This window comes from Saccharopolyspora montiporae (assembly GCF_015209505.1).
GTDB lineage: Bacteria > Actinomycetota > Actinomycetes > Mycobacteriales > Pseudonocardiaceae > Saccharopolyspora > Saccharopolyspora montiporae.
In genome coordinates this window covers 91,579-117,427 of sequence record NZ_JADEYC010000002.1, presented here as the reverse complement: position 1 = coordinate 117,427, position 25,849 = coordinate 91,579, and the positions used below count along the sequence as shown (strand labels likewise).

28 protein-coding genes are annotated in these 25,849 nt (G+C 70.7%); 13 read left to right on the top strand and 15 right to left on the bottom strand.

Annotation, left to right across the window (positions count from 1 at the left end; translation table 11 throughout):
* Positions 1-79: 79 nt before the first annotated feature.
* Positions 80-1,735 (bottom strand): fumarate hydratase, encoded by a 1,656-nt coding sequence (locus tag IQ251_RS01305; protein ID WP_193926522.1) that lies wholly within the window; start codon positions 1,733-1,735, stop codon positions 80-82.
* A 226-nt stretch (positions 1,736-1,961) separates the two neighbouring features.
* Here IQ251_RS01305 and IQ251_RS01300 point away from each other — a divergent pair, with 226 nt between their 5' ends.
* A complete protein-coding gene (locus IQ251_RS01300; RefSeq protein ID WP_370591132.1) occupies positions 1,962-2,693 on the top strand; it encodes a tyrosine-protein phosphatase in 732 nt (243 codons plus the stop codon).
* A 69-nt stretch (positions 2,694-2,762) separates the two neighbouring features.
* On the opposite strand, the gene IQ251_RS01295 is transcribed toward IQ251_RS01300, so the two are convergent.
* The 3 genes from IQ251_RS01295 to IQ251_RS01285 all read right to left on the bottom strand — a co-directional run bounded on the left by IQ251_RS01295 (position 2,763) and on the right by IQ251_RS01285 (position 5,981).
* Positions 2,763-3,737, bottom strand: coding sequence for a sigma-70 family RNA polymerase sigma factor (locus IQ251_RS01295; RefSeq protein ID WP_193926520.1), 975 nt, complete (start codon positions 3,735-3,737; stop codon positions 2,763-2,765).
* Between the two features lie 307 nt (positions 3,738-4,044).
* A complete protein-coding gene (dtd, locus tag IQ251_RS01290; protein ID WP_193926519.1) occupies positions 4,045-4,470 on the bottom strand; it encodes a D-aminoacyl-tRNA deacylase in 426 nt (141 codons plus the stop codon).
* Positions 4,467-5,981, bottom strand: coding sequence for a DUF7782 domain-containing protein (locus IQ251_RS01285; protein WP_193926518.1), 1,515 nt, complete (start codon positions 5,979-5,981; stop codon positions 4,467-4,469). Before IQ251_RS01285 ends, dtd begins: the two co-directional genes overlap by 4 nt.
* Before the next feature lie 134 nt (positions 5,982-6,115).
* Between IQ251_RS01285 and IQ251_RS01280 the strand changes: the two genes are divergently transcribed.
* Positions 6,116-6,691 (top strand): HhH-GPD-type base excision DNA repair protein, encoded by a 576-nt coding sequence (locus IQ251_RS01280; protein WP_193926517.1) that lies wholly within the window; start codon positions 6,116-6,118, stop codon positions 6,689-6,691.
* Between the two features lie 6 nt (positions 6,692-6,697).
* Here the strand turns inward: IQ251_RS01280 and IQ251_RS01275 are convergent, their stop codons facing one another.
* Positions 6,698-7,369 carry a lysophospholipid acyltransferase family protein gene (locus tag IQ251_RS01275; protein WP_193926516.1) on the bottom strand — a complete coding sequence of 224 codons (672 nt, stop codon included), beginning with the start codon at positions 7,367-7,369 and terminating at the stop codon, positions 6,698-6,700.
* A 132-nt stretch (positions 7,370-7,501) separates the two neighbouring features.
* Here IQ251_RS01275 and IQ251_RS01270 point away from each other — a divergent pair, with 132 nt between their 5' ends.
* Both IQ251_RS01270 and IQ251_RS01265 read left to right on the top strand, forming a co-directional pair.
* Positions 7,502-7,849 (top strand): DUF3099 domain-containing protein, encoded by a 348-nt coding sequence (locus tag IQ251_RS01270; RefSeq protein ID WP_193926515.1) that lies wholly within the window; start codon positions 7,502-7,504, stop codon positions 7,847-7,849.
* 47 nt (positions 7,850-7,896) lie between these two features.
* Positions 7,897-8,148, top strand: coding sequence for a DUF3039 domain-containing protein (locus tag IQ251_RS01265; protein WP_193926514.1), 252 nt, complete (start codon positions 7,897-7,899; stop codon positions 8,146-8,148).
* 30 nt (positions 8,149-8,178) lie between these two features.
* Here IQ251_RS01265 and IQ251_RS01260 read toward each other — a convergent pair whose 3' ends face one another.
* Complete coding sequence (locus IQ251_RS01260; RefSeq protein ID WP_193926513.1) at positions 8,179-9,378, bottom strand: YihY/virulence factor BrkB family protein; 1,200 nt, start codon at positions 9,376-9,378, stop codon at positions 8,179-8,181.
* A 216-nt stretch (positions 9,379-9,594) separates the two neighbouring features.
* Here IQ251_RS01260 and IQ251_RS01255 point away from each other — a divergent pair, with 216 nt between their 5' ends.
* Complete coding sequence (locus IQ251_RS01255; RefSeq protein ID WP_193926512.1) at positions 9,595-11,376, top strand: DEAD/DEAH box helicase; 1,782 nt, start codon at positions 9,595-9,597, stop codon at positions 11,374-11,376.
* 114 nt (positions 11,377-11,490) lie between these two features.
* Here IQ251_RS01255 and IQ251_RS01250 read toward each other — a convergent pair whose 3' ends face one another.
* The 4 genes from IQ251_RS01250 to ppgK form a co-directional block, all read right to left on the bottom strand.
* Positions 11,491-11,685, bottom strand: coding sequence for a DUF7455 domain-containing protein (locus tag IQ251_RS01250; protein WP_193926511.1), 195 nt, complete (start codon positions 11,683-11,685; stop codon positions 11,491-11,493).
* A gap of 227 nt (positions 11,686-11,912) precedes the next feature.
* Complete coding sequence (locus tag IQ251_RS01245) at positions 11,913-12,848, bottom strand: pentapeptide repeat-containing protein (RefSeq protein WP_193926510.1); 936 nt, start codon at positions 12,846-12,848, stop codon at positions 11,913-11,915.
* Positions 12,849-12,969: 121 nt separating this feature from the next.
* Positions 12,970-14,334 (bottom strand): RNA polymerase sigma factor, encoded by a 1,365-nt coding sequence (locus IQ251_RS01240; protein ID WP_370591131.1) that lies wholly within the window; start codon positions 14,332-14,334, stop codon positions 12,970-12,972.
* Positions 14,335-14,571: 237 nt separating this feature from the next.
* Positions 14,572-15,333 (bottom strand): polyphosphate--glucose phosphotransferase, encoded by a 762-nt coding sequence (gene ppgK / locus IQ251_RS01235; protein ID WP_193926509.1) that lies wholly within the window; start codon positions 15,331-15,333, stop codon positions 14,572-14,574.
* A gap of 82 nt (positions 15,334-15,415) precedes the next feature.
* Here ppgK and IQ251_RS01230 point away from each other — a divergent pair, with 82 nt between their 5' ends.
* Entirely contained in the window at positions 15,416-16,222 is an 807-nt protein-coding gene (locus tag IQ251_RS01230) for an inositol monophosphatase family protein (RefSeq protein ID WP_370591130.1), read from the top strand.
* Positions 16,223-16,239: 17 nt separating this feature from the next.
* Here the strand turns inward: IQ251_RS01230 and cei are convergent, their stop codons facing one another.
* Positions 16,240-17,229, bottom strand: coding sequence for an envelope integrity protein Cei (gene cei / locus IQ251_RS01225; protein WP_193926507.1), 990 nt, complete (start codon positions 17,227-17,229; stop codon positions 16,240-16,242).
* A gap of 180 nt (positions 17,230-17,409) precedes the next feature.
* On the opposite strand from cei, the gene IQ251_RS01220 reads away from it, so the two are divergent.
* Entirely contained in the window at positions 17,410-17,709 is a 300-nt protein-coding gene (locus IQ251_RS01220; protein ID WP_193926506.1) for a DUF4193 domain-containing protein, read from the top strand.
* Positions 17,710-17,853: 144 nt separating this feature from the next.
* On the opposite strand, the gene IQ251_RS01215 is transcribed toward IQ251_RS01220, so the two are convergent.
* Complete coding sequence (locus IQ251_RS01215) at positions 17,854-18,360, bottom strand: DUF3093 domain-containing protein (protein ID WP_193926505.1); 507 nt, start codon at positions 18,358-18,360, stop codon at positions 17,854-17,856.
* Positions 18,361-18,384: 24 nt separating this feature from the next.
* On the opposite strand from IQ251_RS01215, the gene dut reads away from it, so the two are divergent.
* The 6 genes from dut (at position 18,385) to IQ251_RS01185 (ending at position 23,825) form a co-directional block, all read left to right on the top strand.
* Positions 18,385-18,879 (top strand): dUTP diphosphatase, encoded by a 495-nt coding sequence (gene dut, locus IQ251_RS01210; protein ID WP_193926504.1) that lies wholly within the window; start codon positions 18,385-18,387, stop codon positions 18,877-18,879.
* Positions 18,880-18,883: 4 nt separating this feature from the next.
* Positions 18,884-19,528, top strand: coding sequence for a DUF3710 domain-containing protein (locus tag IQ251_RS01205; protein WP_193926503.1), 645 nt, complete (start codon positions 18,884-18,886; stop codon positions 19,526-19,528).
* 277 nt (positions 19,529-19,805) lie between these two features.
* Positions 19,806-20,528 (top strand): DUF3159 domain-containing protein, encoded by a 723-nt coding sequence (locus tag IQ251_RS01200; RefSeq protein WP_193926502.1) that lies wholly within the window; start codon positions 19,806-19,808, stop codon positions 20,526-20,528.
* A 165-nt stretch (positions 20,529-20,693) separates the two neighbouring features.
* Positions 20,694-21,929 carry a class I SAM-dependent RNA methyltransferase gene (locus tag IQ251_RS01195; protein ID WP_193926501.1) on the top strand — a complete coding sequence of 412 codons (1,236 nt, stop codon included), beginning with the start codon at positions 20,694-20,696 and terminating at the stop codon, positions 21,927-21,929.
* Between the two features lie 233 nt (positions 21,930-22,162).
* Positions 22,163-22,909: a hypothetical protein gene (locus tag IQ251_RS01190; RefSeq protein ID WP_193926500.1), complete on the top strand. Its 747-nt coding sequence runs from the start codon at positions 22,163-22,165 to the stop codon at positions 22,907-22,909.
* Positions 22,910-22,955: 46 nt separating this feature from the next.
* Complete coding sequence (locus IQ251_RS01185) at positions 22,956-23,825, top strand: hypothetical protein (protein WP_193926499.1); 870 nt, start codon at positions 22,956-22,958, stop codon at positions 23,823-23,825.
* 80 nt (positions 23,826-23,905) lie between these two features.
* Here the strand turns inward: IQ251_RS01185 and IQ251_RS01180 are convergent, their stop codons facing one another.
* From IQ251_RS01180 to IQ251_RS01170, 3 genes are read right to left on the bottom strand one after another with little or no spacing between them, the layout of a single operon-like run.
* Complete coding sequence (locus IQ251_RS01180; RefSeq protein WP_193926498.1) at positions 23,906-24,952, bottom strand: WXG100 family type VII secretion target; 1,047 nt, start codon at positions 24,950-24,952, stop codon at positions 23,906-23,908.
* The gene (locus IQ251_RS01175) at positions 24,952-25,275 is read right to left on the bottom strand and encodes a WXG100 family type VII secretion target (RefSeq protein WP_193926497.1); all 324 of its coding nucleotides are present in this window, start codon (positions 25,273-25,275) and stop codon (positions 24,952-24,954) included. Before IQ251_RS01175 ends, IQ251_RS01180 begins: the two co-directional genes overlap by 1 nt.
* Positions 25,272-25,778 carry a YbaB/EbfC family nucleoid-associated protein gene (locus IQ251_RS01170; RefSeq protein WP_193926496.1) on the bottom strand — a complete coding sequence of 169 codons (507 nt, stop codon included), beginning with the start codon at positions 25,776-25,778 and terminating at the stop codon, positions 25,272-25,274. Before IQ251_RS01170 ends, IQ251_RS01175 begins: the two co-directional genes overlap by 4 nt.
* Between the last annotated feature and the right edge of the window lie 71 nt (positions 25,779-25,849).

The following is a 25,849-nucleotide window of genomic DNA, read 5'->3' as shown; positions in this document are numbered from 1 at the left end:
CTGCGGGAGGTGGGGCTCCGACCGGTATCCGGGCGGCCCCGGTGGCGGTGCGGCAGGCACCGCCACCGGGTGCGGCCGCTCAGCGGGCGAACGAGACCTGCAGTGTCGGGGTGGTGGAGTCGGCGAAGAAGTCGGCGCCCTTGTCGTCGACCACGACGAACGCCGGGAAGTCCTCGACCACGATGCGCCAGACAGCTTCCATGCCCAGCTCCGGGTATTCGAGCACCTCGACCTCACGGATGCAGTCCTGCGCCAGCCGCGCAGCGGGACCGCCGATGGAGCCCAGGTAGAAGCCGCCGTGCTCCTGGCAGGACGCGGCGACCTTCGGTGAGCGGTTGCCCTTGGCGAGCATCACCAGCGAGCCGCCCGCCGCTTGGAACTGCTCCACGTAGGAGTCCATCCGGCCCGCTGTCGTCGGCCCGAACGAACCGGACGCGTAGCCCTCCGGCGTCTTGGCCGGTCCGGCGTAGTAGACCGGGTGGTCGCGCAGGTAGTCCGGCATCGGCTCGCCGGTGTCGAGGCGCTCGGCGATCTTGGCGTGCGCGATGTCCCGGGCGACGACGAGCGGACCGGACAGCGAAACCCGGGTCTGCACCGGAAGTTTGCCCAGTTCCGCGCGGATCTCGGACATCGGCCGGTGCAGGTCGATGTGCACCACCTCATCGGACAGCTGCTCGTCGCGCACCTCGGGCAGGTACCGGGCCGGGTCGCGTTCGAGCTGCTCCAGGAAGACGCCCTCCGGGGTGATCTTGGCCTTCGCCTGCCGGTCGGCCGAACAGGACACGGCGACGCCGACGGGCAGCGAGGCGCCGTGTCGTGGCAACCGGACCACGCGCACGTCGTGGCAGAAGTACTTGCCGCCGAACTGGGCGCCGATGCCGAACTGCCGCGTCATGTCCAGCACCTGGGCCTCCAGCTCGACATCCCGCAGCGCGTGTCCGGACGGGGAGCCGGTACGCGGCAACTCGTCGAGGTAGCGGGCAGAGGCGAGTTTGGCCACCTTGAGGTTGTACTCCGCCGACATCCCGCCGACCACGATCGCGAGGTGGTACGGCGGGCAGGCCGCGGTGCCCAGGGAGCGGAGCTTCTCCTCCAGGAAGCGCGCGAGCCGGTTCGGGTTCAGCAGCGCCTTGGTCTCCTGGTACAGGAATGTTTTGTTCGCGCTGCCGCCGCCCTTGGCCAGGTACAGCAGGTCGTAGTGCGGATCGGTTCCGGGAGCGGAGAACAGCTCGACCTGGGCGGGCAGATTGCTGCCCGTGTTGCGCTCCTCCCAGAAATCCAGCGGCGCCATCTGCGAGTACCGCAGGTTCAGCTCCTGGTAGGCGTCGAAGATGCCGCGGGAGATGACCTCCTCGTCCCGGCCGCCGGTGAGCACCGCCTCGGTGCGCTTGCCGACCACGATGGCCGTGCCGGTGTCCTGGCACATGGGTAGCACCCCGCCCGCGGCCACGCAGGCGTTGCGCAGCAGGTCGGTGGCCACGAACCGGTCGTTGGCGCTGGCTTCCGGGTCATCGACGATCGAGCGCAGCTGCGCCAGGTGCGAGGGGCGCAACAGGTGCTGGATGTCCGTGACGGCCGCGCGGGACAGGTGGGTCAGCACCTCCGGATCGACTTCCAGGAAGCGGCGCCCGGCCGCGTCCACAACCCGGATGCCCTCGTCGGTGAGCAACCGGTATTCGGTGGTGTCGGCACCGAGCGGCAGGATCTCGGTGAAATCGAACGTGGTGGTGGTCACGTCGCGGCTCCTTTGCGCGCGTTCGGATACGCGGGAGGCATCATCACACCGCAGCGGGTGCCTGCGAGTCCACGTGCCGCGGTGCGGTGCTGATCACCGGGCGGATGCGGGGCGGGTCTGGCAGCGCACGGGTGCACCTGCAACGCTGGCCCGACGGCGGGCACGCCGCCCGCCCGGCGCCGCAGGTCGCCCGGCCCGGCAGCCGCGAGGTTCGAGGAGGTCACAGGTGTCGACGACGGATCCGGCGGACGTGCTGGGTGGGCTGGTCAACTTCCGCGACCTCGGGGGTCTGCCGATGCGCGGCGGGACGTTCACCGCTCCCGGCGTGCTGTACCGCAGCGATGCGCCGCATGTCGGTGACCGCGCACCGCAGGACGCGCCGGAGTGGCCGCCGGCGGCCGTCGTGGATCTGCGCGACGAGGTGGAGCTGGACGGGGCCCCGCACCCGATGGCCGACGTGGCCGAGGTCCACCAGGTCCCGCTGCTGGAAGACGTGCGGCCCGGTGATTCGGACCGGCCGGACGACCACGAGCTCACGGTGCTGTACCAGGGCATTGTCGACCACGCGGCCAAGAAACTGGTCGAGGTGTTCCGCATCGTGCTCAACGCCGGCGGGCCGGTGCTGATCCACTGCGCCGCGGGCAAGGACCGGACCGGGGTGAGCGCGGCGTTGCTGCTGTCGCTGGTCGAGGTGCGGCGGGATGCCGTGGTCGCCGACTACGTGCGCACGGACGGGAACATGTTCCGCGTGCTGCAGCGGCTGCAGGTGCTGTCCCCGGAGCTGCCGCCGGGCGTGGACGTGGACTCGGTGCGCGAGCTGATGTCGACACCCGCCGAGGCGATCGAGCGGGTGTTGGGCCGGTTCGCCGCGCATCCGGGCGGTGCGGCCGACTGGTTGCGTGGGCACGGGGTGACCGACGAGGAGCTGCAGCGTTGGCGGGAGCGGTTCGCGAGCTGACCGCCTGCGCGCACGACCGGGCCCGCCCCCTGACCTGGGGACGGGCCCGGTGTCGGTCGTGCGGTCGGGTCAGCTGGCGTAGGCGCGCAACCGGTCGGCCCGGTCGCCCTGGCGCAGCTTGGACATGACCTCGCGCTCGATCTGCCGCACGCGCTCCCGGGAGAGCCCGAACGCCTTGCCGATCTGGTCCAGGGTGCGGGCCTGGCCGTCGTCCAAGCCGTAGCGCATCCGGATGACCGCCTGCTCGCGCTCCTCCAGGGTGCCGAGCACCCGGCGCAGGTCGTCCTGCAGGAATCCGGAGATCACCGCGTTCTCCGCGTCGGCGGATTCGGCGTCCTCGATGAAGTCGCCCAGCGGGGCGTCCTCCTCCGCGCCGACCGGCATGTCCAGGCTGACCGGGTCCCGGGAGTGGTCCATCAGGTCCACGACCTTGTCGGCGGTCATCCCGGCCTGCTCGGCCAGTTCCTCGTCGGTGGCCTCGCGGCCGAGCTTCTGGTGCAGGTCCCGCTTGATGCGGGCCAGCTTGTTCACCTGCTCGACGAGGTGCACGGGCAGCCGGATGGTGCGGCTCTGGTCGGCCATGCCGCGGGTGATGGCCTGTCGGATCCACCAGGTCGCGTAGGTGGAGAACTTGAAGCCCTTGGTGTAGTCGAACTTCTCCACCGCGCGGATCAGGCCCAGGTTGCCCTCCTGGATCAGGTCCAGCAGCGGCATGCCGCGGCCGGTGTAGCGCTTCGCCAGGCTGACCACGAGCCGGAGGTTGGCTTCCATCAAGTGGTTCTTGGCCCTGCGGCCGTCGCGGACCACCGCGCTGAGATCCGAGCGGCGCTGCGCGGAGAGGTCTTCCTCGGTGTCGAGCAGGTGCTTGGCGAAGACACCGGCCTCGATGCGCTTGGCGAGGTCGACCTCCTCCTGTGCGGAGAGCAGCGCGGTCCGCCCGATGCCGTTGAGGTAGACGCGCACCAAGTCAGCGGATGGACCCTGGTTGTCCAGGTCCGCCTCGTTGATGGCGGCGTCCGGCTTGGTGATCTGCGGGACGGTCATTGAGCTCCCTCCCTGGCGGGCTGGCTTGGCGGGCGCAATGCGCACTCGCGCACCGTTGCGCGGTGTGCGGGACGCGTAGGCTCGGTTGTAGGCCGAACCCAATCGCCCTTCGGACGGTGAGCGCCCTGCGGACGGTTCGACGCCCAGTGGACGTGGACGCCCGATGGACATGTCTGTCGAAGCTTCGTTACCTGGAAAACGCGCGGGAAGCCGAATTCGTTCCCGAAGCTGCCGACTGGAAGACGTCACCGCGGTCACATCGGTTGCACCGCCGAGTCTGAGGATTCACTGAGAGGGCCCGTTACATTTAAACTTCAAGCAAAAGTGTGAATGGGCCGTCATTGACGCTCTCCACGGCCATCTCCGCTCCGAATACCCCGGTGGACACGCGCGCACCACGTGAACGCAACTCCGCGACGACCGCGTTGACCAGCGGTTCGGCCTTCTCCGGCGGAGCCGCTTCGGTCCACGACGGGCGCCGCCCCTTCCTGGTGGCCCCGTAGAGCGTGAACTGGCTGATCACCAGCAGCGGCGCCCCGGTCGTGGCGCAGGACTCCTCGTTCGGCAGCGCGCGAATCTCGTGCAGTTTGCGCGCCGTTCTGGTTACTTCTTCCGGACCGTCGGAATGCGTTACCCCCAGCAGCACGAGCAGCCCCGGTTCGTCGATCTCGCCGACGACATCACCGGCGACGCGCACCGAGGCCCGAGTGACCCGAGTGACCACTGCTCTCATCGGGACGTCTCCGCCCATTCCGCGGGCAGCACCATTCCGTGCCGGATCAGTTCGCGCAGAACCGGGATCGCGGCGCGGGTCAGTTCTTCGGCGTCCTCGCCCGTGCCGAACGCGAGCAGTTCGAGCACGTCCTCGACCGCGAGGGCGCCCTGCAGCCCGGCCAGCAGCCGAACGCCCAGTTCGTCGATCTCGTGCTGCCAGCCCGGACCGTCGCTGCGGTGCAGCCGGTGCACGAACGGCTCCCAGCCCTCGCCGCCCGGGCGGGACACCTGTTCGAGCAGCGTGCTGTCCGCGGTGACCAGCCGCGCTGCCAGCAGCTGCTCCGGCGAGCCGTTCTCCCGCAGCCAGGACGTGCGGCGCAGCCACTCGTCGGACTCCGGCCCCAGCGGGTCGTCGAACGCGTGCCGCAGGTCCTCGCAGACGACCGACCCCTGGGCGGCGTCGGTGCGGCGCAGCGTCACGAAGCCGAAACCGACCCCGACCACGCCGTTGGTCTCGAACCAGTCCAACCACTCACCGGCCTTGTGCATCCCCGCTGCCGAGTGCGGGTCGTAGCCCGCGTCGCGCAGCCAGGTGCCCACGTACAGCTCCGGCTCGGCCACGTCCCGCTGCACGAACCAGGCGTCCACCCCACCAGGTGGCAGCCAGCCCGCGACCCGGTCGCGCCAGTCCTCGCCCTCGTGGTGCAGCCAGGACGCCAGCAGCTGCCCGGTTCCGCCCGGGTTGAGGAACGCGGGCAGCTGGCGCACGACCAGGGCACTGGCGTCATCGCCGGCCAGACCGGAATCGCGGTAGACGAAGTCGGTGCGTGCAGGCCCCACGACGAACGGCGGGTTGCACACGACGAGGTCGTAGCTGCCGCCGCGGACCGGGTCGAACCACTCGCCCTGGCGCAGGTCGGCCTGCACCCGGTTGAGCCGCAGCGTCGCCGAGGCCAGCGCCAGCGCGCGCTCGGAGACATCGGTGGCGGTGATGTGCTCGGCGTGCGTGCTGGCGTGCAGCGCCTGCACACCGCAGCCGGTGCCGAGGTCCAGCACCGAATCGACCTGCCTGCGGGTGGTGGCGCGGACCAGGCTCAGCGATGCCTGCCCCACGCCGAGCACGTGCTCGGGCCGCACCTGTTGCCCGCCGCGCAGCTCGGTGTCCAGGTCCGACACCACCCACCACGAGTCGTCACCGGTGCCGTGCGGGCGCACGTCCAGCGCTGCGCGCAGCCGGTCTCCGTCCGCGCTGAGCAGCCCGGCGCCGACCGCGTCGTCCACCGGCAGCGGGTGCAGCGCCGCCTCGACCGCTTCGCGGGGCTCGGCCTGGCCGAGCAGGAACAACCGGATCAGGGTGCTGCAGGCGCCCCCGTCCGTGGTGGCGCGCAGCGCGGGGACCGGCTCGCCGCGCCCGAGCGCCGCGTGCGCCTGCGGGCCGAGCAGCTCGACGACACCGTCGGTGTCGTAGCCGGCGGCCAGGAACGCGTCGCGGAGCCGGTCGATGTGCTGGTTGCTGAGGTCTGGAATCACACCGCAGATCCTCACACGCCGCCGCGGGAGGCCGTCGGACTCCGACCGCGTCCGGTGACCTCCGTCAACCCGGTCCCCGGACGCGGTCGGCGGCTCCCGGCGACTCGCGGCGCCGGTTGTGCCAGCATGTCGACATGTCCCGAACGCTGCACCTCACCGGTGACACCGAGGCCGACCGGCTGCTGTCCGACGATGCGTTCGCGCTGCTCATCGGCATGTTGCTGGACCAGCAGATCAGCATGGAGAAGGCGTTCGCCGGACCGCGCGTCCTGGCCGACCGGCTCGGCGGCCTGGATCCGCACGACGTCGCCGCGGCGGACCCGGAATCGTTCGCCGCGACCTGCGCCCAGCAGCCGGCCATCCACCGCTTCCCGGGGTCGATGGCCAAGCGCATCCAGACCCTGGCGCAGTACCTCGTCGAGCACTACGGTGGGCGCACCGAGGCCCTCTGGGCGGATGCGGACGGGCGCGAGCTGCTGCGCAGGCTCAAGGCACTGCCCGGATTCGGGGACCAGAAGGCGCGGATCTTCCTCGCGCTGCTGGGCAAGCAGTGGGGAGTGCGGCCGGACGGGTGGCGCGAGGCCGCGGGGGCCTACGGCGAGACCGACGCGCGCCGCTCCATCGCGGACGTGGTCGACCAGCGGACGCTGGAGGAAGTCCGGGCCTGGAAGAAGGAGCAGAAGGCCGCCGCCAAGGCGGCCAAGGGCTGAGCCGGATCAGGCCGCGGCCGCGCCCGGGGACTGGTAGCGGTCCACGTACTCCTGCTCGGACAGCTCGGCGATCGCGTACATGATCTCGTCGGTGATCGAGCGCAGCACGGGCAGCGAACCCTCCATCCCGGAGTAGCGGCGGAAGTCGAGCGGGTCGCCGAAGCGCACGGTCACCGGATGCGGTCGCGGGACCTTTGCGCCTTCCGGCTGCAGCTTGTCGGTTCCGCGCAGCGCCACCGGAACCACCGGCGCGTCCGTGGCCAGTGCCAGTCGGGCCACCCCGGTTCGGCCGCGGTAGAGCCTGCCGTCCGGAGAGCGGGTGCCCTCGGGGTGGATGCCGAACGCGCCTCCGGAGCGCAGCACGTCCTCGGCGGATTCCAGCGCGGCCATCGCTGCGCGCCCGCGGCCGCGCTGGACGGGGATGGCGCCCAGCGAACCGAACAGCCACCGGGACAGTCCGCCGCGGAGGCCGGTGCCCTGGAAGTACTCGGCCTTGGCCAGGAAGGCCACCCGGCGGGGCACCACTAGCGGGACGATGAAGCTGTCCAGCACCGCGAGGTGGTTCGGTGCCAGGATGACCGGGCCGGTGCGCGGGACCTTGTCCGCGTCGATGATCTCGGGCCGGTACACCGCCCGCGCGGCGCTCCCGACGATCCGCTTGCTCACGGCGTACAGCATCCGTGCCTCCCGCTCGGCGACGACCCCCGGCGAATCTACCGCGCTGAGGTTTCGGCGCAGTGCCGTGCGGGTCAACCTGGGTCGGAGACCCGGCGCGGCCCGGGGTGTCCAGCGAGCGAGCGAGGTGGGAGCATGATTCCCGGAGGTAGCGTCGTGAACACCCCACATCGTGACGACTCCCCGGTGCTGATCACCGAGGCACAGCCGTCCTATGACGATCAGCAGGCGGTGCGCCGCCGCAAGTACGCGATCATGATGTCGTTCCGCATCCCGTGCTTGGTGCTGGCGGCGGTCATCTTCCAGGTGTGGCAGCTGTGGTGGTTGTCGTTGATCGTGCTCGCGGTCTCCATCCCGCTGCCGTGGATGGCGGTGCTCATCGCCAATGACCGCCCGGCGAAGAAGAAGGAGCACGTCAACCGGTTCCGGCGATCGCACCAGGCGGTGGAATCCCGCGGCCACCAGGTGGTCGACGGTTCCTGACCGGTGCGGCCGGGGACATGGCGCGTGCGGTGCGGCATCATGGACAGATGAGCACTACGACGCTGCCGGAAACCGATGTCCGCCCGGAGAGCACCGAGCAGACCAGTGATGACCGCCCCGAGGTCTTCCACTACGTGCAGAAGGACAAGATCACCGAGAGTGCGGTGACCGGGTCCTACGTGGTGGCGTTGTGCGGGGAGGTCTTCCCGGTCACCAAGTCCCCGAAGCCGGGCTCGCCGGTGTGCCCGGACTGCAAGAAGGTCTTCGAGTCGCTGCCGCCCGGCGGTGACGACGACTGACGGTCGCTGCGCACGGAGGGCACGGCGGGGTCAGCCGCCGTGCTGCCGCGCGTTCCGCGACGGCTCGTCTCCGCTGGCCGGCCAGGGGATCCCGGCCGCGCCGCCGGGGTCCGGTTCGCCCGAGCCCTCCGGATCGGGCTGTTCTTCGGTCGTGGACCGCTGCTCCGGTTCCTCGCCCGCCGCGGGTCCGGTGTTCCCGGCGTCGTCCTGCGCACCGCCGGCGCGCCAGGTCTGATACCCGCGCTCGGTGTGCATGCGCTGCGCGATGCGCTTCATCTCCAGCCGCCGCCACCGGCGCCGCTCCCGCCGGGTCAGGCGTGCCGGGTGCATCTCTTGGATCGCGTTGTTGAACTGCGCGCCGATGATCACGGCCATCCCGATGAAGAACCCGAACAGCAGGAAGGCGATCGGCGTGGCCAGCGCGCCGTAGGTGTAGCCGGTGCCCGTCACCCACGCGATGTACAGCCGCAGGCCGATGCTGGAACACAGGAAGACGAGCATCGCCAGCAGCGCCCCCGGGAGTCCGCGGTGCCAGGGGAGTTTGCGCGGCAGCGACACCTTGTACAGCGTCGCCAGCGCCAGCACCAGGAAGACGCCGGTTGCCGGGTAGTAGAAGCCGTGGATGACCCAGGCGGCGTCGTCCCGCAGGTACTCCGGCAGCAGCGTTTGCAGCCACTCCGGTCCGAGCGCCACCACCGGCAGGCCCACGACGGCCAGCACCAGGCACACCAGGTACAGCAGCAGCGCGAACACCCGCTGCCACACGCTGTTGCGCACGAGGTACTGGTCGTAGGCCAGCGTGATCGAATCGACCAGCGAGGCCAGCGCGGACGAACCCGCCCACAGCGACAGCAGGAACCCCACCGAGACGATCTCGCTGCGGCCCTTGGTGAGGATGTCGGCCACCGTCGGACCGATGATCTGGTCGACGACGTTGCCGGTGAACACCGTCCGGGAGAACGCGAGGATGTTGCTGTGCACCGCGTCGACGACACCCGGCCCGAACCAGTCGCCGAGGAAGCCGACGCTGCCGAGCAGCCCGAGCAGCAGCGGCGGCAGGGACAACGCCTGCCAGAAGGCGGCCGAGGCCGACTCGGAGAAGATGTTGTCCCACCACGCCTTGGAGACGGTGCGTCCCACCACCTGCAGCGGTCCGCGGCGTACCGGGGCCTGCTGGGTGGCGACCGAAGTGCGTCCCCGGCGATCTCGCGGACTCGAAGGCTGACCCATGGCACTCACCAGGATGCTTCATGCGTCACAGCCGTGAACGCCGGGATGTGGAACTCGCCGCGTACCTGCTGCGATACCGCCGCGGGCCCGGCCTGGCCACCAGCGCCGCGGAGGTAAGCTGCACGGCGGTCCGCGCGGTGGTGCCGCGCGGGGTCCGCGGGGAGCGCCTCTCCCGTTCGGCAGGGGGAAGAACCAGGGAAGGAGTGGCGAGCCGGCGTGTCCGAAACGCACATCGAGTCCGTTCGTTCCGTGCTCAGCGATCCGTCGAAGGCGCCGTCCCTGCCGCTGCGTTCGTGGCAGCGGCGCGCGTTGACCAAGTACTTGTCCTCGCGGCCGAAGGACTTCCTGGCGGTGGCGACGCCGGGATCGGGGAAGACGACCTTCGGTCTGCGGGTGGCCGCCGAACTGCTGGCCGACCGCACCGTGGAGGCGGTCACCGTCATCGCGCCCACCGAGCACCTCAAGCACCAGTGGGCCCTGGCAGCCGCGGGTGCCGGCATTCCGCTGGATCCGGACTTCCGCAACGCCGACGGCGCGACCTCGCCCGACTACCGGGGCGTGGTGGTGACCTACGCGCAGGTCGCCGCGCACCCGACGCTGCACCGGGTGCGCACCGAGCGGCGCAAGACGCTGGTGATCCTGGACGAGATCCACCACTCCGGCGACGCCAAGTCCTGGGGCGATGCCGTCCGGGAAGCGTTCACGCCGGCGGCGCGGCGGCTGGGCCTGACCGGGACGCCGTTCCGCAGCGACGACACGCCCATCCCGTTCGTGTCCTACGAGCCCGATGCCGACGGGTCGATGCGCAGCCGGGCGGACCAGTCCTACAACTACTCGGACGCGCTGCGCGACGGTGTCGTGCGCCCCGTGGTGTTCCTGGCCTATTCCGGGGAGGCGCGCTGGCGCACCAGCGCCGGCGACGAGTTCAGCGCGCGCCTCGGTGAGCCGCTGACCGCCGAGCAGACCACGCGGGCCTGGCGCACCGCGCTGGACCCGGCCGGGGAGTGGATCCCCTCGGTGCTGCAGGCGGCCAACACGCGGCTGACCCAGCTGCGCAAGGACGGTATGCCTGATGCCGGGGGGCTGGTGATCGCCTCGGACCACGTCACCGCCAAGTCCTACGCGAAGACCCTGCAGCGCATCTCCGGCGAGGAACCGGTGGTGGTGCTCTCCGACGACCCGAAGGCATCCGGGCGGATCGCCGAGTTCGCCGAGTCGGACGCGCGCTGGATGGTGGCGGTGCGGATGGTGTCCGAAGGTGTGGACGTCCCGCGGCTGGCGGTCGGCGTGTACGCGACCAGCGCCTCGACCCCGCTGTTCTTCGCGCAGGCCATCGGCCGGTTCGTCCGGTCGCGGCGGCCGGGGGAAACGGCGAGCATCTTCCTGCCCAGCGTTCCGGTCCTGTTGCAGCTGGCCAGCGAACTGGAAACCGAGCGCGACCACGTGCTGGGCAAACCGCACCGGGAGAAGGATGGCTGGGACGACGAGCTGCTGGCCGAGGCCAACGCGCGGCGCGACGAGCCGGGCGAGGAGGAGAAGGCCTACACCGCGCTGGGTGCCGATGCCGAGCTCGACCAGGTCATCTACGACGGATCGTCCTTCGGCACGGCCGCGTTCAGCACCACCGAGGAGGAGCAGGACTACCTCGGGTTGCCCGGTCTGCTGGAGCCGGACCAGGTCCGCGCCCTGCTGCGCCAGCGCCAGGAGCAGCAGCTGGAGGACGTGGGCAAGCGCGAGGAAGCGGACAAGGCCCAGAAAGCGGACAAGAAGGCGGCCGAAGCCGCCGAGCAGGAGTCCGCCCGGCCGCAGAGCGTCCAGGAGCGGCTGCACAAGCTGCGCAAGGAACTCAACACCCTGGTCTCGCTGCACCACCACCGGACCAGGAAGCCGCACGGCAAGATCTACAACGAGTTGCAGCGCAGTTGCGGCGGGCCGCCCACGGCCATGGCCACGGCCGAACAGCTCGAAGAGCGGATCGCGACGCTGCGTTCCTGGTGACGCTCTTCCTGGTCACACCGCGGACCGCGGTGTCCGCAGTGCCGGCCGCGGAACGCCGAATGCCCCGCGGAGCAGGTGCTCCGCGGGGCATTCGGGTCGAACAGGGTCTACTGCTCAGAGCTCAGTGCTCTCGTCCTCCTGCAGGTCGGCCTCGGCTTCCCGCAGACCGGCCTGGTACTCGCGGGCGTGGTGCCCGCAGAACAGCAGCTCCCCACCGGACTGCAGTACGGCGCGAAGCTTTGCAGCGGCCCCGCAGCGGTCGCAGCGGTCGGCGGCGGTCAGCTCGGGGCGGGTGAGCGTTCCCGGCATCGTGATCTCCCTCCGTCCCGGCGTCGGAATCGTCCCGACGCCCTCGATCCGGCTACGACCACCGGTGGCCGGCTGGCTGCACGGGTCGGTGCTCGTTGGCTCTACTCTTCCAGACGCATGGAGCGGAGTCAGTGTTCCCGCGCCGGACAGCGACAGTCGTCACGTCGAAGTACCCGGTTGCCGCAGTCCGGTTGCGCACCGTGTCGTTTGCCTGTCCAGTACCGTGTTCAGTCGCTGGACCAGGGAAAACGTAGGGGCTCGGATTGCGCCGGGCGGCGGAGCGTGCCGCGCTCCGGGTGCGGGTGGCCGCTCGGTTCCGGGTGTTCCGCTGCGAGCGAACTGGCTCCCGCATCCCGCCGAGCGGGACGGTGGCGGCGTGCGATGTGGTCTGCATCACCGTGGACGCCGCCGAAGTCGGTGCGCCCCAATCGAGATCGCGCGTCGATGCCGTCGTGCGGGCCGCGGAAGTCGCCCTGCACATCGAAGCTGCTCCCGCGGAACACGGCGGGTCCGACGAACACCGCACCGGAGAACGTGGCGAACCGGGCGCAGCAGCGGATGAACGTGAACGTGGTCAACGTCGCTCCGGTGAGGTTGAGCCGCACATCGGCCCAGAACGAGTCGGCGTCCTCGGCGCGCAGGTGCGTGGTGAGCACCTGCTGGGCGCTCTCCCGCACCTGCTGCTCCTGCCGGGACTCGGCACCGGTCCCGTGCGGGTCGAACGGCATCCGCAGGTAGGCGCACAGCGGATCGACGATGGTCCGGCGGTGTTGCGGGTAGGTCTGGGCGAGGCGCTCCAGCGCGAAAATCCCGGCCAGCCGCACCGGTGCCTTGTCGTTGCCGAGCTGTTCGGCGGCCTTGCCGTACAACTCGGTGACCCGGGCCTCGGTCGAGTCGTGGTCCTTCTGCGCCAGGTCGAGCTCGGTGGTTCGCTGGCGCCGGGCGGTCAGCAGCAGCCCCGCGGCACCGCCACCGCCGACGACGATGGTCAGTGCCGTGCGGATGATGTCCAGCCGCACCGACGGTTCCGCCCGGCCTGCGCTCAGCGCCAGCCACAGCGCCGTGATCGACCCGGCCGCCAGGACCAGCAGGCCCACGGCCCGCCACACGATCACCCGGGTGCTGAGCACGGCGTGCTCGTCGGAGCCCTTCGCGCGCGTCACAGCAACGCATGATCGCACGCGGCGGGTGGGTGCCGTGCCGCGTGCCGAACATCGTGCGGACGCGAAAACGCCCGGCCCGACGGAGAAGTCGGACCGGGCGCTCCACCGCGCAGCGCGCGGATCAATCCAGGTAGTCGCGCAGCACCTGCGAGCGGGACGGATGCCGCAGCTTCGACATCGTCTTGGACTCGATCTGCCGGATCCGCTCCCGGGTGACCCCGTAGACCTGGCCGATCTCGTCGAGCGTGCGGGGCTGGCCGTCGGTGAGCCCGAAGCGGAGCCGCACCACACCGGCCTCGCGCTCGGACAGCGTGGCCAGCACCGACTGCAGCTGGTCCTGCAGCAGCGTGAACGACACGGCGTCGACGGCGACAACCGCCTCGGAGTCCTCGATGAAGTCACCGAGCTGGCTGTCGCCCTCGTCGCCGATGGTCTGGTCCAGCGAGATGGGCTCCCGGGCGTACTGCTGGATCTCCAGCACCTTCTCCGGGGTGATGTCCATCTCCTTGGCGAGCTCCTCGGGCGTGGGCTCGCGGCCCAGGTCCTGCAGCAGCTCACGCTGGATGCGGCCGAGCTTGTTGATGACCTCGACCATGTGGACCGGTATACGGATCGTGCGCGCCTGATCGGCCATCGCACGGGTGATCGCCTGCCGGATCCACCAGGTCGCGTAGGTGGAGAACTTGTAGCCCTTGGTGTAGTCGAACTTCTCCACCGCGCGGATCAGGCCCAGGTTGCCCTCCTGGATCAGGTCCAAGAACGCCATGCCGCGGCCGGTGTAGCGCTTGGCGAGGCTGACCACGAGCCGGAGGTTGGCTTCCAGCAGGTGGTTCTTGGCCCGCTCGCCGTCCCGGGTGATCCAGCGGAGGTCGCGCCGCATCTGGGTGGCCAGCTGCTCGCCGGCCTCCTCGACCTGGCGCAGCCGCTCGGCGGCGTAGAGCCCGGCCTCGATGCGCTTGGCCAGTTCGACCTCTTCCTCGGCGTTGAGCAGAGCGACCTTGCCGATCTGCTTGAGGTAGGCCCGGACCGAGTCGGCCGAAGCGGTGAGCTCGGCGTCCTTGCGAGCCTGCCGGAGTGCCTCGGACTCCTCTTCGTCCCAGACGAAGTCGGCGTCCTTGGTGTCCTCCTCCGGGACGGGCTCCTCGGGGATCTCCACCTCGACGTCGGCCAGATCGCCGACGTCCGGGGAGGTCAGGTCGGTCTCGATCGGTTCGTCGATCTCCAGGCTCTCGCCGGTCTCTGCGTTCTTGGCCGACTTCTTCCCGGAAGCCTTGGTGCCCTTCTTGGCCGCCGTCTTGCCGGCGGTCTTGCGGGTCTGCTTCGCACCTGCCGAGCTGTTGTCCGCGGCGGTCGGCTGGCCCTCGGCTTGCGCCGCTGCGGCCGCCTCCGCTTCGGGAGCGGTCGCCGACTGGGCCGACTGGGACTGGGCACCGCCGGAGGTTGCAGCGGAGCTGGAGCGTCGGGTTGCGGTTTCTGCGGCTGCCACGTACGCCCTTTCGCGACGGTCGATCAGGGCTGGCCGGGGGCGCGAAACCTCGGCCGCCAAAGGTCGGGGACGACCCACTGGTCCGGTCCCCGTCAACTCCGGTGGCAACGCGCTGGCGCCCCGGATACGAGGGATCGAATCAACTGGGCCGCGTTCCATTGTAACTGCGCTTTCCGAGTGCGGTTCCGCTGCAAGGTGGAGTCCGCGTGCCCCGGTGCTTGCCGACCCCCGTCCGGATCAGGTGTTTTCCCTGCTCGCAGCGGCTGTGGCCACCCCGACAATGCCCGCGTCGTTCTTCAGCCCGGCAGCCACCACCGGAGTACGCGTGTCGAGCAGCGGGATCCACCTGCTGCCCTTCCGGCTGACCCCGCCGCCCGCGATGATCAGGTCGGGCCAGAGGAACTGCTCCAGGGCCTGGACGTAGCGGCTGACCCGGGGGGCCCACTCCTCGTAGGAGAGGTCCAGACCGTCCTTGACCGAGGCGGCGGCCTGCGTCTCCGCGTCGTGCCCGTCGACCTCGATGTGCCCGAACTCGGTGTTCGGCACGAGCTTGCCGTCCACGAACGTGGCGCTGCCGATCCCGGTGCCGAAGGTGAGCACCACGACCAGCCCGTCGTGCCCGTATCCGGCCCCGGCGCGCATCTCGGCGATCCCGGCCGCGTCGGCGTCGTTGAGCACCAGGACGTCCGCGCGGTCGATGCCGAGCCGCTCGGCGAACAACCCCTGTGCGTCGGTGCCGATCCAGCTCTTGTCCACGTTGGCGGCCGTGTGCGCCACGCCGTCCTTGACCACGCACGGCAGCGTGACGCCGACCGGGCCGGTCCACGCGAACTTCTCGGTGATCTCGGCGACCGCGTCGGCGACCGCGTCGGGCGTGGAGGGCTGGGGCGTGGGGATCCGCATCCGCTCCTCGGCCAGCGCCCCGCCGTCGATGTCGACCGGACATCCCTTGATGCCCGACCCGCCGATGTCCACGCCGAAACCGCGGGCAGTGCCCATGGCTGAGTCCTTCCTTTTCGATTCAGACCGAGGTGTGCAGACCCTAACCGGGTTGTGTTGCGATGTGCGCGTGGGATGGGACGTGCAGCAAACAGCGGAAACCCTGCGTGCAATCGCAGTACGGATCTCGGGTGAGGCGGCCGAACTGGCGCTCACGGTGCGTGCTGAATCGATCGGCGAGGTGGGCACCAAGAGCACCGAGACCGATGTGGTGACCGCCGGCGACCGCGCGGTCGAGCGGCTGGTGCGGGACCGCCTCGCGGAGCATCGGCCTGGCGAGTCCGTGCTCGGCGAGGAGGAGGGCGGCGCGAACGCCCTCGATGGCCTGCGCTGGGTCGTGGATCCGATCGATGGCACGGTGAACTACCTGTACGGCTATCCCTGGTACGCCGTGTCGCTGGCCGCGCAGATCGACGGGCGTTCGGTCGCGGGAGCTGTAGTGGAGCCGGTCTCCGGCCGCGTGTTCAGCGCCGCCGCCGGGCAGGGGGCCTACCTCGACGGCAGCGCGCTGCGGGTGTCCGGTTCCGATCGGCTCGACCTCGCCCTCATCGGTACCGGATTCGCCTATGCAGCGCAACGACGTGCCGCCCAGGCCGAGGCGGTGTCCGGGCTGCTCGGGCGGGTGCGCGACATCCGGCGCAGCGGTGCCGCGTCGCTGGACCTGTGCGCGGTGGCCGCGGGCTGGCTGGACGGCTTCTACGAGATCGGGCTCAACCGGTGGGACTGGGCGGCGGGCGCGCTCATCGCCGCCGAAGCAGGTGCCGACGTTCGGTTGCCCGGTGAGCAGGACCCGGATGGGCTGGGGCGGCAGGCGCTGGTGTGCGCCGCGCCCGGTGTGTCCGGGGCGTTGACCGAGGCGTTGCAGGAGGTGCGCGCCGGGGAGGTGTGAGCCTCCCCGGCGGCCGGTCAGCAGTGCACGTCGCGTGCCGTGGCCATCATGTCGTTGCTGATCTTCGGTGGCGTGATGCCCTCGGCCGTGCCGTCCTGCTGGTCGCGTTCCGGGACCCAGTTCTGCAGCTCCTGCAGGACCTGCTTGGCCTCTTGGGTGGTCTTGATGTCGTCGAAGTCCGCGCCCAGGGCGAAATCCACTCCGGCGTCCGGTCGCTCGTCCCGGACGAGCTGCGCGCACGGCGCGATCAGGCTCATGGTGCGGGCTGCGCTCGCGCCGGCGTCGCCGTAGCGGATCTGGCCGTGGCAGCGCAGGTCGTAGTTGACGTAGACCGGGTCGTCGTCGGCACCCGCGGGGGCGAAGCCCAGGGTGCTCAGCTCGTCGCTGACCAGCGTGGCCTGGCGCGATTCGCCGTTGCCGTTGAGCACCCGCACCGGGATGTCCTGCGGGGGAACCGGATTCGTGCGGTCGAGCGCGTCGCGGGCGAGCATCTGGCCGATGGGCTGCTGCGTGCCCTGCGTGGCCCCTGCGCGCGGCGGGGACGGTGGTGCGCACCGGGTGGCGGTCTCGATGTCCTCGACCGAATCGAACACGTTCGTCCACACGACCCCGGACAAGCCCACCAGCGCCACCAGCACGATGAGCGCGGGTATCGGGCGGCGGCGCCGGTACCGGGGGCCCTGTCGGCCTCTCCTAGCGCTCACGGCTGACACGTGTCCTGCCCCTCCCTGGCTGCCTGCGCCTGCGCGCGGACGACGCCCGCTGCGCCTCAGCCTAGGGGTTCCGCGCGGACGGCGCGGTGGGCGAGCCCGGACTGTTTCGCACTTGTTGCGGACCCCGGACCTGATCGATGACGCGGCGGAATCACCAGCGCACTGCGCCGGGAGCGGGACGGGGGAGTCCGGTGGTGCGAGCGGGGCGGTTCGGTGCGGCGCGGGCCGCTTCCGCCGCAGGGTGCAACGAACACCACACAACCAGGTGACCTGGTGCGCGCGGAGGAACGCCATGAGCTACCCTCTCGGCGCCTCAGCCAGTGCCGGAATGAGGCAATTCGCTCACCACGGGGGAAGTCAGGCACGTTGCTAGGGAGACCACGATCACTCTGCTCGCGGGCACAAATTCGGGTCCTGGAACGTTGACCAGCGGCACACCTATTGCAGTCTCCACTAACGCAGGGGTGAATCACGATGGCGACCGACTACGATGCTCCGCGCCGCGAGTCCGATGACCTCGCCGAGGACTCGTTGGAGGAGCTGAAGGCGCGGCGCAACGATGCGCAATCCGGGGTCGTCGACGAGGACGAAGGGGCGATCGCCGAGAACTACGAGCTGCCCGGTGCGGACCTGTCCGGTGAAGAGATGACCGTGAAGGTCCTGCCGAAGCAGGCGGACGAGTTCACGTGTTCGAGCTGCTTCCTGGTGCACCACCGCAGCCGCCTCGCCGAGACCCGCAACGGCCAGTTCGTCTGCCGCGACTGCGCTGCGTGAGGCAGCAGGCCCAGCCGGAGGGGCGGGCCGCGTCGGCGACACCGGAAGTCCGCAGCTCGGACCGCGCCGGGACCCGCAACCCACTGGGCACACGCGTTCGCGTGTGCCCAGTCGCTTTTCCGCAGCAGCGCCTGCCGGGCGGGTTCAGCCCTGGCGCAGGATCTCGGCCAGCTGCTCCGGGCGGCGCGTGCTGATCACCCAGTACGGCGTCGGATCGTTCTCGTCGTCCAGCCACACCCGCACGCCCGTGCTGATCCACGGCCGGTGCCGCACGAACGCCGCCGGGTCCAGGTCGGGGCCCAGCGCCCGCCGCTTCTCCGCGGCGGTGACCACTTCCGCATCGGCGATGAACCGCAGCGGCACGTGCGCATCCCCCGCTCGGAACTCGCCGTCGGCGACCTCGACCTTGGTGCGGCCCAGCGAGATGGGGACCGCGATCGCCACCGGGACGAGCAGCACGTAGGGCAGCCAGGCGCGCACGCCCGGGTAGCCCATGTGGACTTCGGCGGCCAGCAGGACGGCCGCGATCAGCGGCAGCGGCCAGGTCCACCACGAGGAGTACAAGCGCTCGCGGAACGCCGGGTGCTCGACACTGTTCGCCTGACCGGGGGTGTCCCGGGGACGGCTGGCTGCTTCTGCGCTCTCGGACACGCCTTCAGGGTAGTCTCGCCGCCCGTGTCGAACGTGAAGGTGCTGCTGGCCCGAATCGATCCCGATGTGGAACTGCCCTCCTACGCCGAACCCGGCGACGCCGGCGCCGACCTGGTCACCACCTCCGACCTGGTGCTGCAGCCCGGGGAGCGCGCGCTGGTGGGGACCGGGGTAGCGGTGGCGCTGCCACCCGGGTACGCCGGTTTCGTGCACCCGAGGTCGGGTCTGGCCGCCCGGTCCGGGCTGAGCGTGGTCAACGCGCCCGGCACCATCGACAGCGGGTACCGCGGTGAGATCAAGGTGTGCCTGATCAACCACGACCGGCGGGAACCGCTGGCGCTGCGGCGCGGCGACCGGATCGCGCAGCTCGTGGTGCAGCGAGTCGAGCACGCCGAATTCCACGAGGTCGAGGAGTTGCCGGACTCGCAGCGGGGAACCGGGGGATACGGTTCCACCGGGGGGCACGAAGTGCTGGCGGCTCCGGGGGATTCCGGGGCCGGTCACAGGACGGAGGTCTGACGGGATGTTCGGATTGGGGCGTCGGCGCGCCGCCAAGGCCGCCGAGGACGAGCTGTACGCGGACGAGGCCGATCCCGCGGAGCAGCAGGGTCCCTTCGACGCGGGCGAGGCACCCGACGACGGGGTCGAGCGGCTCGACCTCGGATCCGTGCGGGTGCCGGTGCCGGACGGGGGGCAGCTGCAGGTCGAGGTCGACCCGGCGGGTCCGGTGCGGGCGGTGCACATGGTCACCGGCGTGGGCAGGCTGACGGTCAGCGCCTTCGCCGCACCGCGCAGCGGCGGCCTGTGGTCCGACGTGCGCGACGAGCTCGCCGACCAGCTGCGCAAGGACGGTGCCCAGGTGCACACCGAGGGCGGCGACTGGGGTGCGGAACTGGTCGCCGATTCGCCCAAGGCCGCGCTGCGGTTCGTCGGGGTGGACGGTCCGCGCTGGCTGCTCCGCGGTGTGGCGGCCGGTCCGTCGGACAACGCCGCCGCCTGCGCCGATCTGCTCTACCAGGTGCTGGACAAGACGGTGGTGGTCCGTGGCGAGGACCCGATGCCGGTGCGCACTCCGCTGCCGATCCAGCTGCCGGACGAGATCATGCAGCACATCCAGCAGGCCCAGGAGCAGCAGGAGCAGTCCGGCGCGGGCAGCCAGACCGGCTGAGGCCGCACCGGCCCCGACCGGATGTGCTCCGATCGTGCGATCCCGACTTGCGTTCCGCTCCCGGAGCGGGACCGGCCGGGTGCTGCCGGGCTAGGGTGGTGACCGTACGGCCGCGGAGCACATCGCGGATCCGGGCGCCGGAGGTGCCGGGAGCCGGTGTCGGGTCCCAGCCCGTGCCGCCGGTGTGCCGCCGAGGATCGCGGTACCGGTGTTCGTCGATCGCACGGTGCTGCCGCCGTGCCGCCCACATCCCCTACGACGAGTTGCAGATCACCGCATGAGCGAACGCGACGCAGCCGACGGGTCCGAGCACGAGGACACCGGCGCGCAGCAGGACACGCCCCGCAAGCGGGTCATCGACCCGGACCAGACGCTCCTCGACCAGATGGGCGGTGTGCTCGGGCTCGTCTACTCCACTGTCCCGGTGATCGTGTTCGTGGTCGTCAGCTCCTTCGCCGGGCTGATGCCCGCGGTGTGGTCGGCGATCGGGATCACGGTGGCGATCGGCGTGTTCCGCGTCGTCCGGCGCGAACCGCTGCAGCCGGTGGTCTCCGGGGTGCTCGTGGTCGCGGTGTGCGCGCTGTTCGCCTACCGCTCCGGTGAGACGAAGGACTTCTTCCTGCTCGGCATCTGGACCAGCCTCATCTACGGCGGGGTCTTCCTGGTGTCGGTGCTGGCGCGATGGCCGCTGATCGGCGTGGTCTGGTCGCTGCTGAAGAGCCAGGGGTCCGGGTGGCGCAAGCAACCCGCCGCCCTGCACGCCTACGACATCGCCACCCTGTCCTGGACCGCGGTGTTCGCCGCGAAGTGGATCGTGCAGCGCTGGCTCTACGACGGTGACCACACCGGATGGCTGGCCTTCGCGCGGATCGTCATGGGTTACCCGCTGACCGCGGTGGCCCTGCTGGTCACCATCTGGGCGATCCGCCGCGCGGACAAGCTCGTCACGCGGACCGCCGCCGAGGCCGACGCCGCTCCGGCGAACCCCTCGCCGAACTGAAGGCGCGGGCCCGCTCCGCGGTTTCCCGCTGCGCAACCCGCTGTGCCGGCCGGCGCGGCCCCGTGACACCTTGGACTGCTCAAGCGCGGGCGCAGCAAGCGGACCGCGGCCGCGCCCGGGACGACCCGGCGCGGGTCGGCAGCAACGGGCGAGGAGAACGAAGCGGTGACCGACAAGCCGGATTGGACCGGTAGCAGGCTGCGGGTCGAGATCGGGCCGGTGGCGCACGGCGGGCACTGCGTGGCCCGCCACGAGGGCCGGGTCGTGTTCGTCCGGCATGCGCTGCCGGGCGAGGAAGTCGTGGCCGAGGTCACCGAGGACCCGGGCGGTGGGTTCTGCCGCGCCGATGCGGTGGAGGTGCTCCGCGCGGCCGAGGGGCGGGTCGAGCCGCCCTGCCCGCTGGCGGACATCTCCCGCGGACCGGACCGGTGCGGTGGCTGCGACTGGCAGCACGCCACGGGCGAGGTGCAGCGCGAGCTCAAATCGGCGGTGGTGACCGAGCAGCTGCAGCGCCTGGCGGGTCTCGACTGGCCGGTGCAGGTCCGGGAACTGCCGGGCGGTCTGCTGCGCTGGCGCTCCCGGGCACGCCTGGTGGCCGACCCGTCGGGGCGTGCCGGGTTCCGCGCGCACCGCAGCCACCGGGTGATCCCGGCCGAGGACTGCCCGATCACCGAGCACGCGGCGGTCGACGCTGTCACGTCCCGCCGGTGGCGACCCGGTACGGAGATCTCCACCGCGGCGGATTCCGCGGGTGAGGTGCACGTGGCCGCGACCGACCGCAGGCCCCGGCGCCGCGGCGCCGCCCCGGTGTCCCGCACGGTCAGCGGCAGCGGGGTGGCCCGCGAAGTCGTGGCGGACCGGTCGTTCGACGTGGCCGCCCAGGGGTTTTGGCAGGTGCACCGGGCGGCGCCGGAAACGTTCAGCGAGGTCGTGGCCCGGTTCGCGGCCGTTCCGGACGGCGGGGTCGCCTGGGACCTGTACGGCGGTGTCGGCCTGTTCGCGGCCGCGCTGGCGGAGCAGACCGGTCCGGACGGGCACGTCCTGCTGGTGGAGTCTTCGCGTGGGGCGGTGGCCGATGCGCAGGAGAACCTGGGCGATCTGGCGCAGGTCGCCTGCCTGGCGGGCAAGGTCGAGCGGATGCTCGGCGACGACACGCTGTCCGATCCGGACGTCGTGGTGCTGGACCCGCCGCGGAAGGGCGCGGGCCGCGAGGTGGTGTCCGCGATCACCGACCGCCGACCCTCCCGCATCGTGCACGTCGCCTGCGATCCGGCGGCGCTGGCGCGCGATGTCGGCCTGTACGGCGACCGCGGGTACCGGATGACGGCGCTGGAGGCCTACGACGCGTTCCCGATGACGCAGCACATCGAGTCCATCGCGCTGCTCGAACCGGCCGGGTGACCGAGCCCGTCGAGAAGGTGCTTCCGGCGCCACCGCGACGGTGATCGATTCTGCCGGTTCTCCGGGACGTCCGTCGTGCTGCGATGGTTGGATGCCTGCGGTCGACGCAGCACGAGGGGGATGTCATGTGGTTGCCCGGATTGCCCGAACCCGTCGAACCTGCCGCACGTCAGGTTGTGGAACAGCGGTGGCGCAGCGCGCAGCGGTGGGTTCTCGGATGTACCGCGTTCTACGTGCTGCTGATTGCGGCCGGAACGTTCGTGTCGGTCGAGATGTGGAGTTGGCTCGGTGCGTTCGCCGAGCTCGACATGCCGGCCTCGCCGCTCGGGTTCGGGATCGCGGCTCCCCTCGGGTACGGCGTGGTGGCGTTGCTGCTCGGTACGTTCCTGATCCGCGGCAAGCGCGCCCGCCGGCCCGCCCGCTGGCGGACGATCGGGTTCGTCACCGGCATTCCGATGGCTCTGGGGCCGGGTGCCGCGCTCGCCCTGGTCCTGGGGCCTGCGGCCATGTTCGGCTTCGTCGGGATCGTGGTGCTGGCCATGTGGCTGCTGCACAAGGCCGGTCGGTGCGTGCTGCATCCGCTCGTCGCCGAATTGGGCCTGTCACCGATCCACGTCCAACTGCCGCTGCGGTTGACGAGGACCACGGCGAACAAGCGCAACATCGTGACGGTGGACGAACACGGTCTGGAGTTGTCGGTGGGATCGGGCAGCCTGGGTCAGACGAGGCACGCACTGCGCAACAGCGTGCCGCTTCCCGAGGTCCAGGATGTGCGGACGGCTCCCGCGGCGGGCACCGAACCGCTGTGGCCGGGTTTCCCGCCGACGCGTGGGGTGTTCGCCCCGGCGGGACAGGAGGTGGTGTGGGTGCGCACCGAGCGCGGCGACTGGGTCGTGCCGGTGGACGTGCCGCGGGAGTTCGCGGAGGTGTTGCGCCGCAGGATCCGCTGGGCCGCGCACAGCCCGCGCACCCCGATCTGAGCACGGCACGCGCGGCGGGAATGGGTGTCCGAGAACGGAGTTCGTGATGTGGTTGCCGAAGTTGCCGGAGCCGGTTGACGGTTCGGCACGCGCGGATCTGGAGCAGCGGTGGGGCCGGGCGCGGCGTTGGGTGTTGCTGTGCACGCTCTTCTTCGTTGCACTGACCGCGACCGTTGTGGTGCTGGTCTCGCTGCGACTGTCTTGGAGCGCCCAAGACCTACCCGTTCTTGGGTCGAAACAGCGTGGGCTCGGGCGCATCGGCTTGGGAGTTCCGCTTGGCCTGTGCGTGGTGGGGTGGGCGCTGGGGCTGGTGACAACCAGCGGCAAACGACTGCTGAACCCCGAACTGTGGGTCCTGGGTGCCGCCGCGAGCGGTGCCTTTCTCGGCTGGGGGCTGCACAACGCGTTCGGTGTGGTTTTCGAGCGGGTGCCTTCTTGGCTGGGGGGTTTGATGATCGTGGCGCCCGCGGTGATTTCGGCGGTGCTCGTTGGGCGTGCTTCTCATGTCTTGACCCGTCCGTTCTTCGGTGCCCTCGGCGGTTCGGGTATCCGGGTTGCGGTGCGGTTGCGCACGGCGACGGCGAAGTTCTGGACCGAGGATTGCGCCTGGTTGGAAGCCGATGAGCTGACGATCAAGGTCGCGTCCGCGAAGTCGGGATCCGGTGCTTCGGAGGAATCGACGCGCCAGGTGAAGTTGTCGTACGTGCTGGATGTGCGGACGGCGTCGGCTGCGGGGGATGAGCGGTTGTGGCCGGGTTTGGATGATGCGCGGGGTGTGTTCCCGCGGCCTGGGCAGGGTTTGGTCGTGGTGCGCACCCAGCGCGCGGAGTACAAGCTGCCGGTGGATGAGCCGCGGGAGTTCGCGCGTGCGGTGTGGTTGCGCAAGCAGATGACACCGCAGCTGGTGGCGGACTAGGTCATGCTGGAGTGCAGAGAACGTATTTGTGCCGCGAATGGCCCCGGCATGCACTGTTGTCTGGGGCGATTCGCGGTTTTTCAGCTTATCCCGGGGTTCTCCGGAAGGTTAAGCTCGTCCGAGTCGGGCAGTGAAACGTCCTCCGGAGCGGTTGCCGCGGCTTCGTCGTCTGCGTTGACCATCGTGGGGCCGGCATCCGAGGCGATCGCGTCGGCAGCCTGACCGCCAGGGGTGCTGGAGTCCGGGATCCCGCCGTTGAGGTCGTGAGTATTGCCCAGAACCCCGCCAGGGACACCGCTGACCGCGCCGGCCAGCAAGGAATCGGGCTCCTGATCGTTGCCCTGGAGCTCGTTGTTGATGCCTGCGCCGAGCGATCCTTCCAACGCGCCCTTACCCGCTCCGTACGCGGCTGCCTGGGTGAATTCCTTCGCCCCGGCGCCGGCCACGGGAGCCGGGCCGGACAGGGAACCGACGGCGCCACCCGCGATCCCCGCCGCGACACCGGATTTTGCCGCAGCGCCGGTCTTTTCACCGTCCCAGTTGTCCCGGTTACCGGACAGCATCTGCCCGCCCTGGATCGCCGCGTCGACGCCGACGTTGAGCCCGACGTTGACGACGATGCTCTGCGCGATGTTCTTCGCGATCGTCGCGAGCAGCTGCTGGATGATCTGCTTCACCGTCAGCTGCGTCGCCGCTTGGGCGACCGGGATGCCCGCGGTGCTGCCGCCGACGGTCGCCGCTGCTGCGGCGAGCATGGCGGCGATCTGCGCGGCGAGGATGAGCAGGGCCGCGATGATGCTGAGCTTGGTGTACTCGATCTCCATCGCCGCGTCGTCGCAGGACTGGCCGAGTTGCTCGCAGAGGTCGCGCAGTTGGGACAGCAGTTCGTCGTCCGAGGTCAGCTTGCTGCCGAACTGCTCGAACGCGTCGGCCGTCTCGCCCTGCATGCACTGCAGCGCGGAGTTGACGAAGGATTCGGTGTCGTCGAGTACGGATTCGAGCCCGTCGCCGGCCTCGGTCCACGCCTCCGCCAGTCGCCGCAGCGCGTCCTCGTCGCCTTCCGGCCAGTCGGCGCCGACGACGATCGGGGTGAGCCACTGCACGGCACCCGGGATCTCGATGGGCATCAGGCTCCCTCCACCGGCACGGCCGAGATGGTGGCCGAGCCCTGCTGGTCGCTGGATTCCCACGTCGTCGCGGTGTCGGCGAGTTCCCGGTGTACCTGGTTGAGCATCTCGACCGCGCTGGTCAGCCCGTCGCGCGCCTGGTCCGTGGCGGGGGAGTAGTTCTTCGCGAACTCCTGCCCGGCGTCGTCGGTGCCCCAGCATTCGCCCTCGGCCTCGATGGCCGCGCTGAGCGTGTCCAGCACCTCGCCGACCGCGTCGGCGGCGGAGCCGAACTTCGGGGCCTGGCTGCGCAGCGCTTCGGGGTCGACGTCCATCCCGCTCATCGGCGCCCGCCCTCGCGCGGGTCGAATTCGTCCCATTCGTCCCATTCGTCCCACGATTCCCGTTCGGCGGGCTGCGCGCCCGTCATCGGGACGTCCGGTGGTTCCGGGACCAAGTTCTTCAGCGACGGGGCGTCGGCGAACACGTCCGGCAGATCGGGCACGTCCTGCTGCAGCGGGGCCAGCGCCGCGTCCGCCCGGCTCCGCGCGTCCTGCGCGGCGGCCTGGCCGGCCTGCAGGAACGCTCGGCCGAGCTTGTCCGGCGTCGAGGTCTTGAACGCCGACGGGGATACCTCGACGTCGGTGGCGATGCCCGCGGCGTTGACGTGCACGGTGACCAGGCCGTCCGGTGAGGTGGCCCGGCCTGTGGCGCTCATCGCTTCGGCCTGGGCCTGCTGCAGTTGCTCGGTCTGCCGCTGCAGTCCGGTGAGTAGACTGCTGACGTGCTCCTGCATGGCCGCGTTGCGTGCTCTGAGCTCGGCGTTCCGGTCGGTCGGCTCGGTCATCGCGCTCCCGTCGGGTTGACCGCGCGGTCGCGGTCGGCGTGTTGACTGATCGAACCATACTGGTCATCGTC

Coding starts and splice junctions, on each gene's coding strand:
- ppgK (WP_193926509.1), bottom strand. CDS start 15,333: ATGGGCACTGCCCGCGGTTTCGGCGTGGACATCGGCGGGTCGGGCATC.
- IQ251_RS01170 (WP_193926496.1), bottom strand. CDS start 25,778: ATGACCGAGCCGACCGACCGGAACGCCGAGCTCAGAGCACGCAACGCG.
- IQ251_RS01295 (WP_193926520.1), bottom strand. CDS start 3,737: ATGACCGTCCCGCAGATCACCAAGCCGGACGCCGCCATCAACGAGGCG.
- IQ251_RS01250 (WP_193926511.1), bottom strand. CDS start 11,685: ATGCCGGGAACGCTCACCCGCCCCGAGCTGACCGCCGCCGACCGCTGC.
- IQ251_RS01180 (WP_193926498.1), bottom strand. CDS start 24,952: ATGCCCATCGAGATCCCGGGTGCCGTGCAGTGGCTCACCCCGATCGTC.
- IQ251_RS01175 (WP_193926497.1), bottom strand. CDS start 25,275: ATGAGCGGGATGGACGTCGACCCCGAAGCGCTGCGCAGCCAGGCCCCG.
- IQ251_RS01205 (WP_193926503.1), top strand. CDS start 18,884: ATGTTCGGATTGGGGCGTCGGCGCGCCGCCAAGGCCGCCGAGGACGAG.
- IQ251_RS01185 (WP_193926499.1), top strand. CDS start 22,956: ATGTGGTTGCCGAAGTTGCCGGAGCCGGTTGACGGTTCGGCACGCGCG.
- IQ251_RS01270 (WP_193926515.1), top strand. CDS start 7,502: ATGATTCCCGGAGGTAGCGTCGTGAACACCCCACATCGTGACGACTCC.
- dtd (WP_193926519.1), bottom strand. CDS start 4,470: ATGAGAGCAGTGGTCACTCGGGTCACTCGGGCCTCGGTGCGCGTCGCC.
- IQ251_RS01265 (WP_193926514.1), top strand. CDS start 7,897: ATGAGCACTACGACGCTGCCGGAAACCGATGTCCGCCCGGAGAGCACC.
- cei (WP_193926507.1), bottom strand. CDS start 17,229: ATGGCGTTCCTCCGCGCGCACCAGGTCACCTGGTTGTGTGGTGTTCGT.
- IQ251_RS01275 (WP_193926516.1), bottom strand. CDS start 7,369: ATGCTGTACGCCGTGAGCAAGCGGATCGTCGGGAGCGCCGCGCGGGCG.
- IQ251_RS01220 (WP_193926506.1), top strand. CDS start 17,410: ATGGCGACCGACTACGATGCTCCGCGCCGCGAGTCCGATGACCTCGCC.
- IQ251_RS01280 (WP_193926517.1), top strand. CDS start 6,116: ATGTCCCGAACGCTGCACCTCACCGGTGACACCGAGGCCGACCGGCTG.
- IQ251_RS01200 (WP_193926502.1), top strand. CDS start 19,806: ATGAGCGAACGCGACGCAGCCGACGGGTCCGAGCACGAGGACACCGGC.
- IQ251_RS01260 (WP_193926513.1), bottom strand. CDS start 9,378: ATGGGTCAGCCTTCGAGTCCGCGAGATCGCCGGGGACGCACTTCGGTC.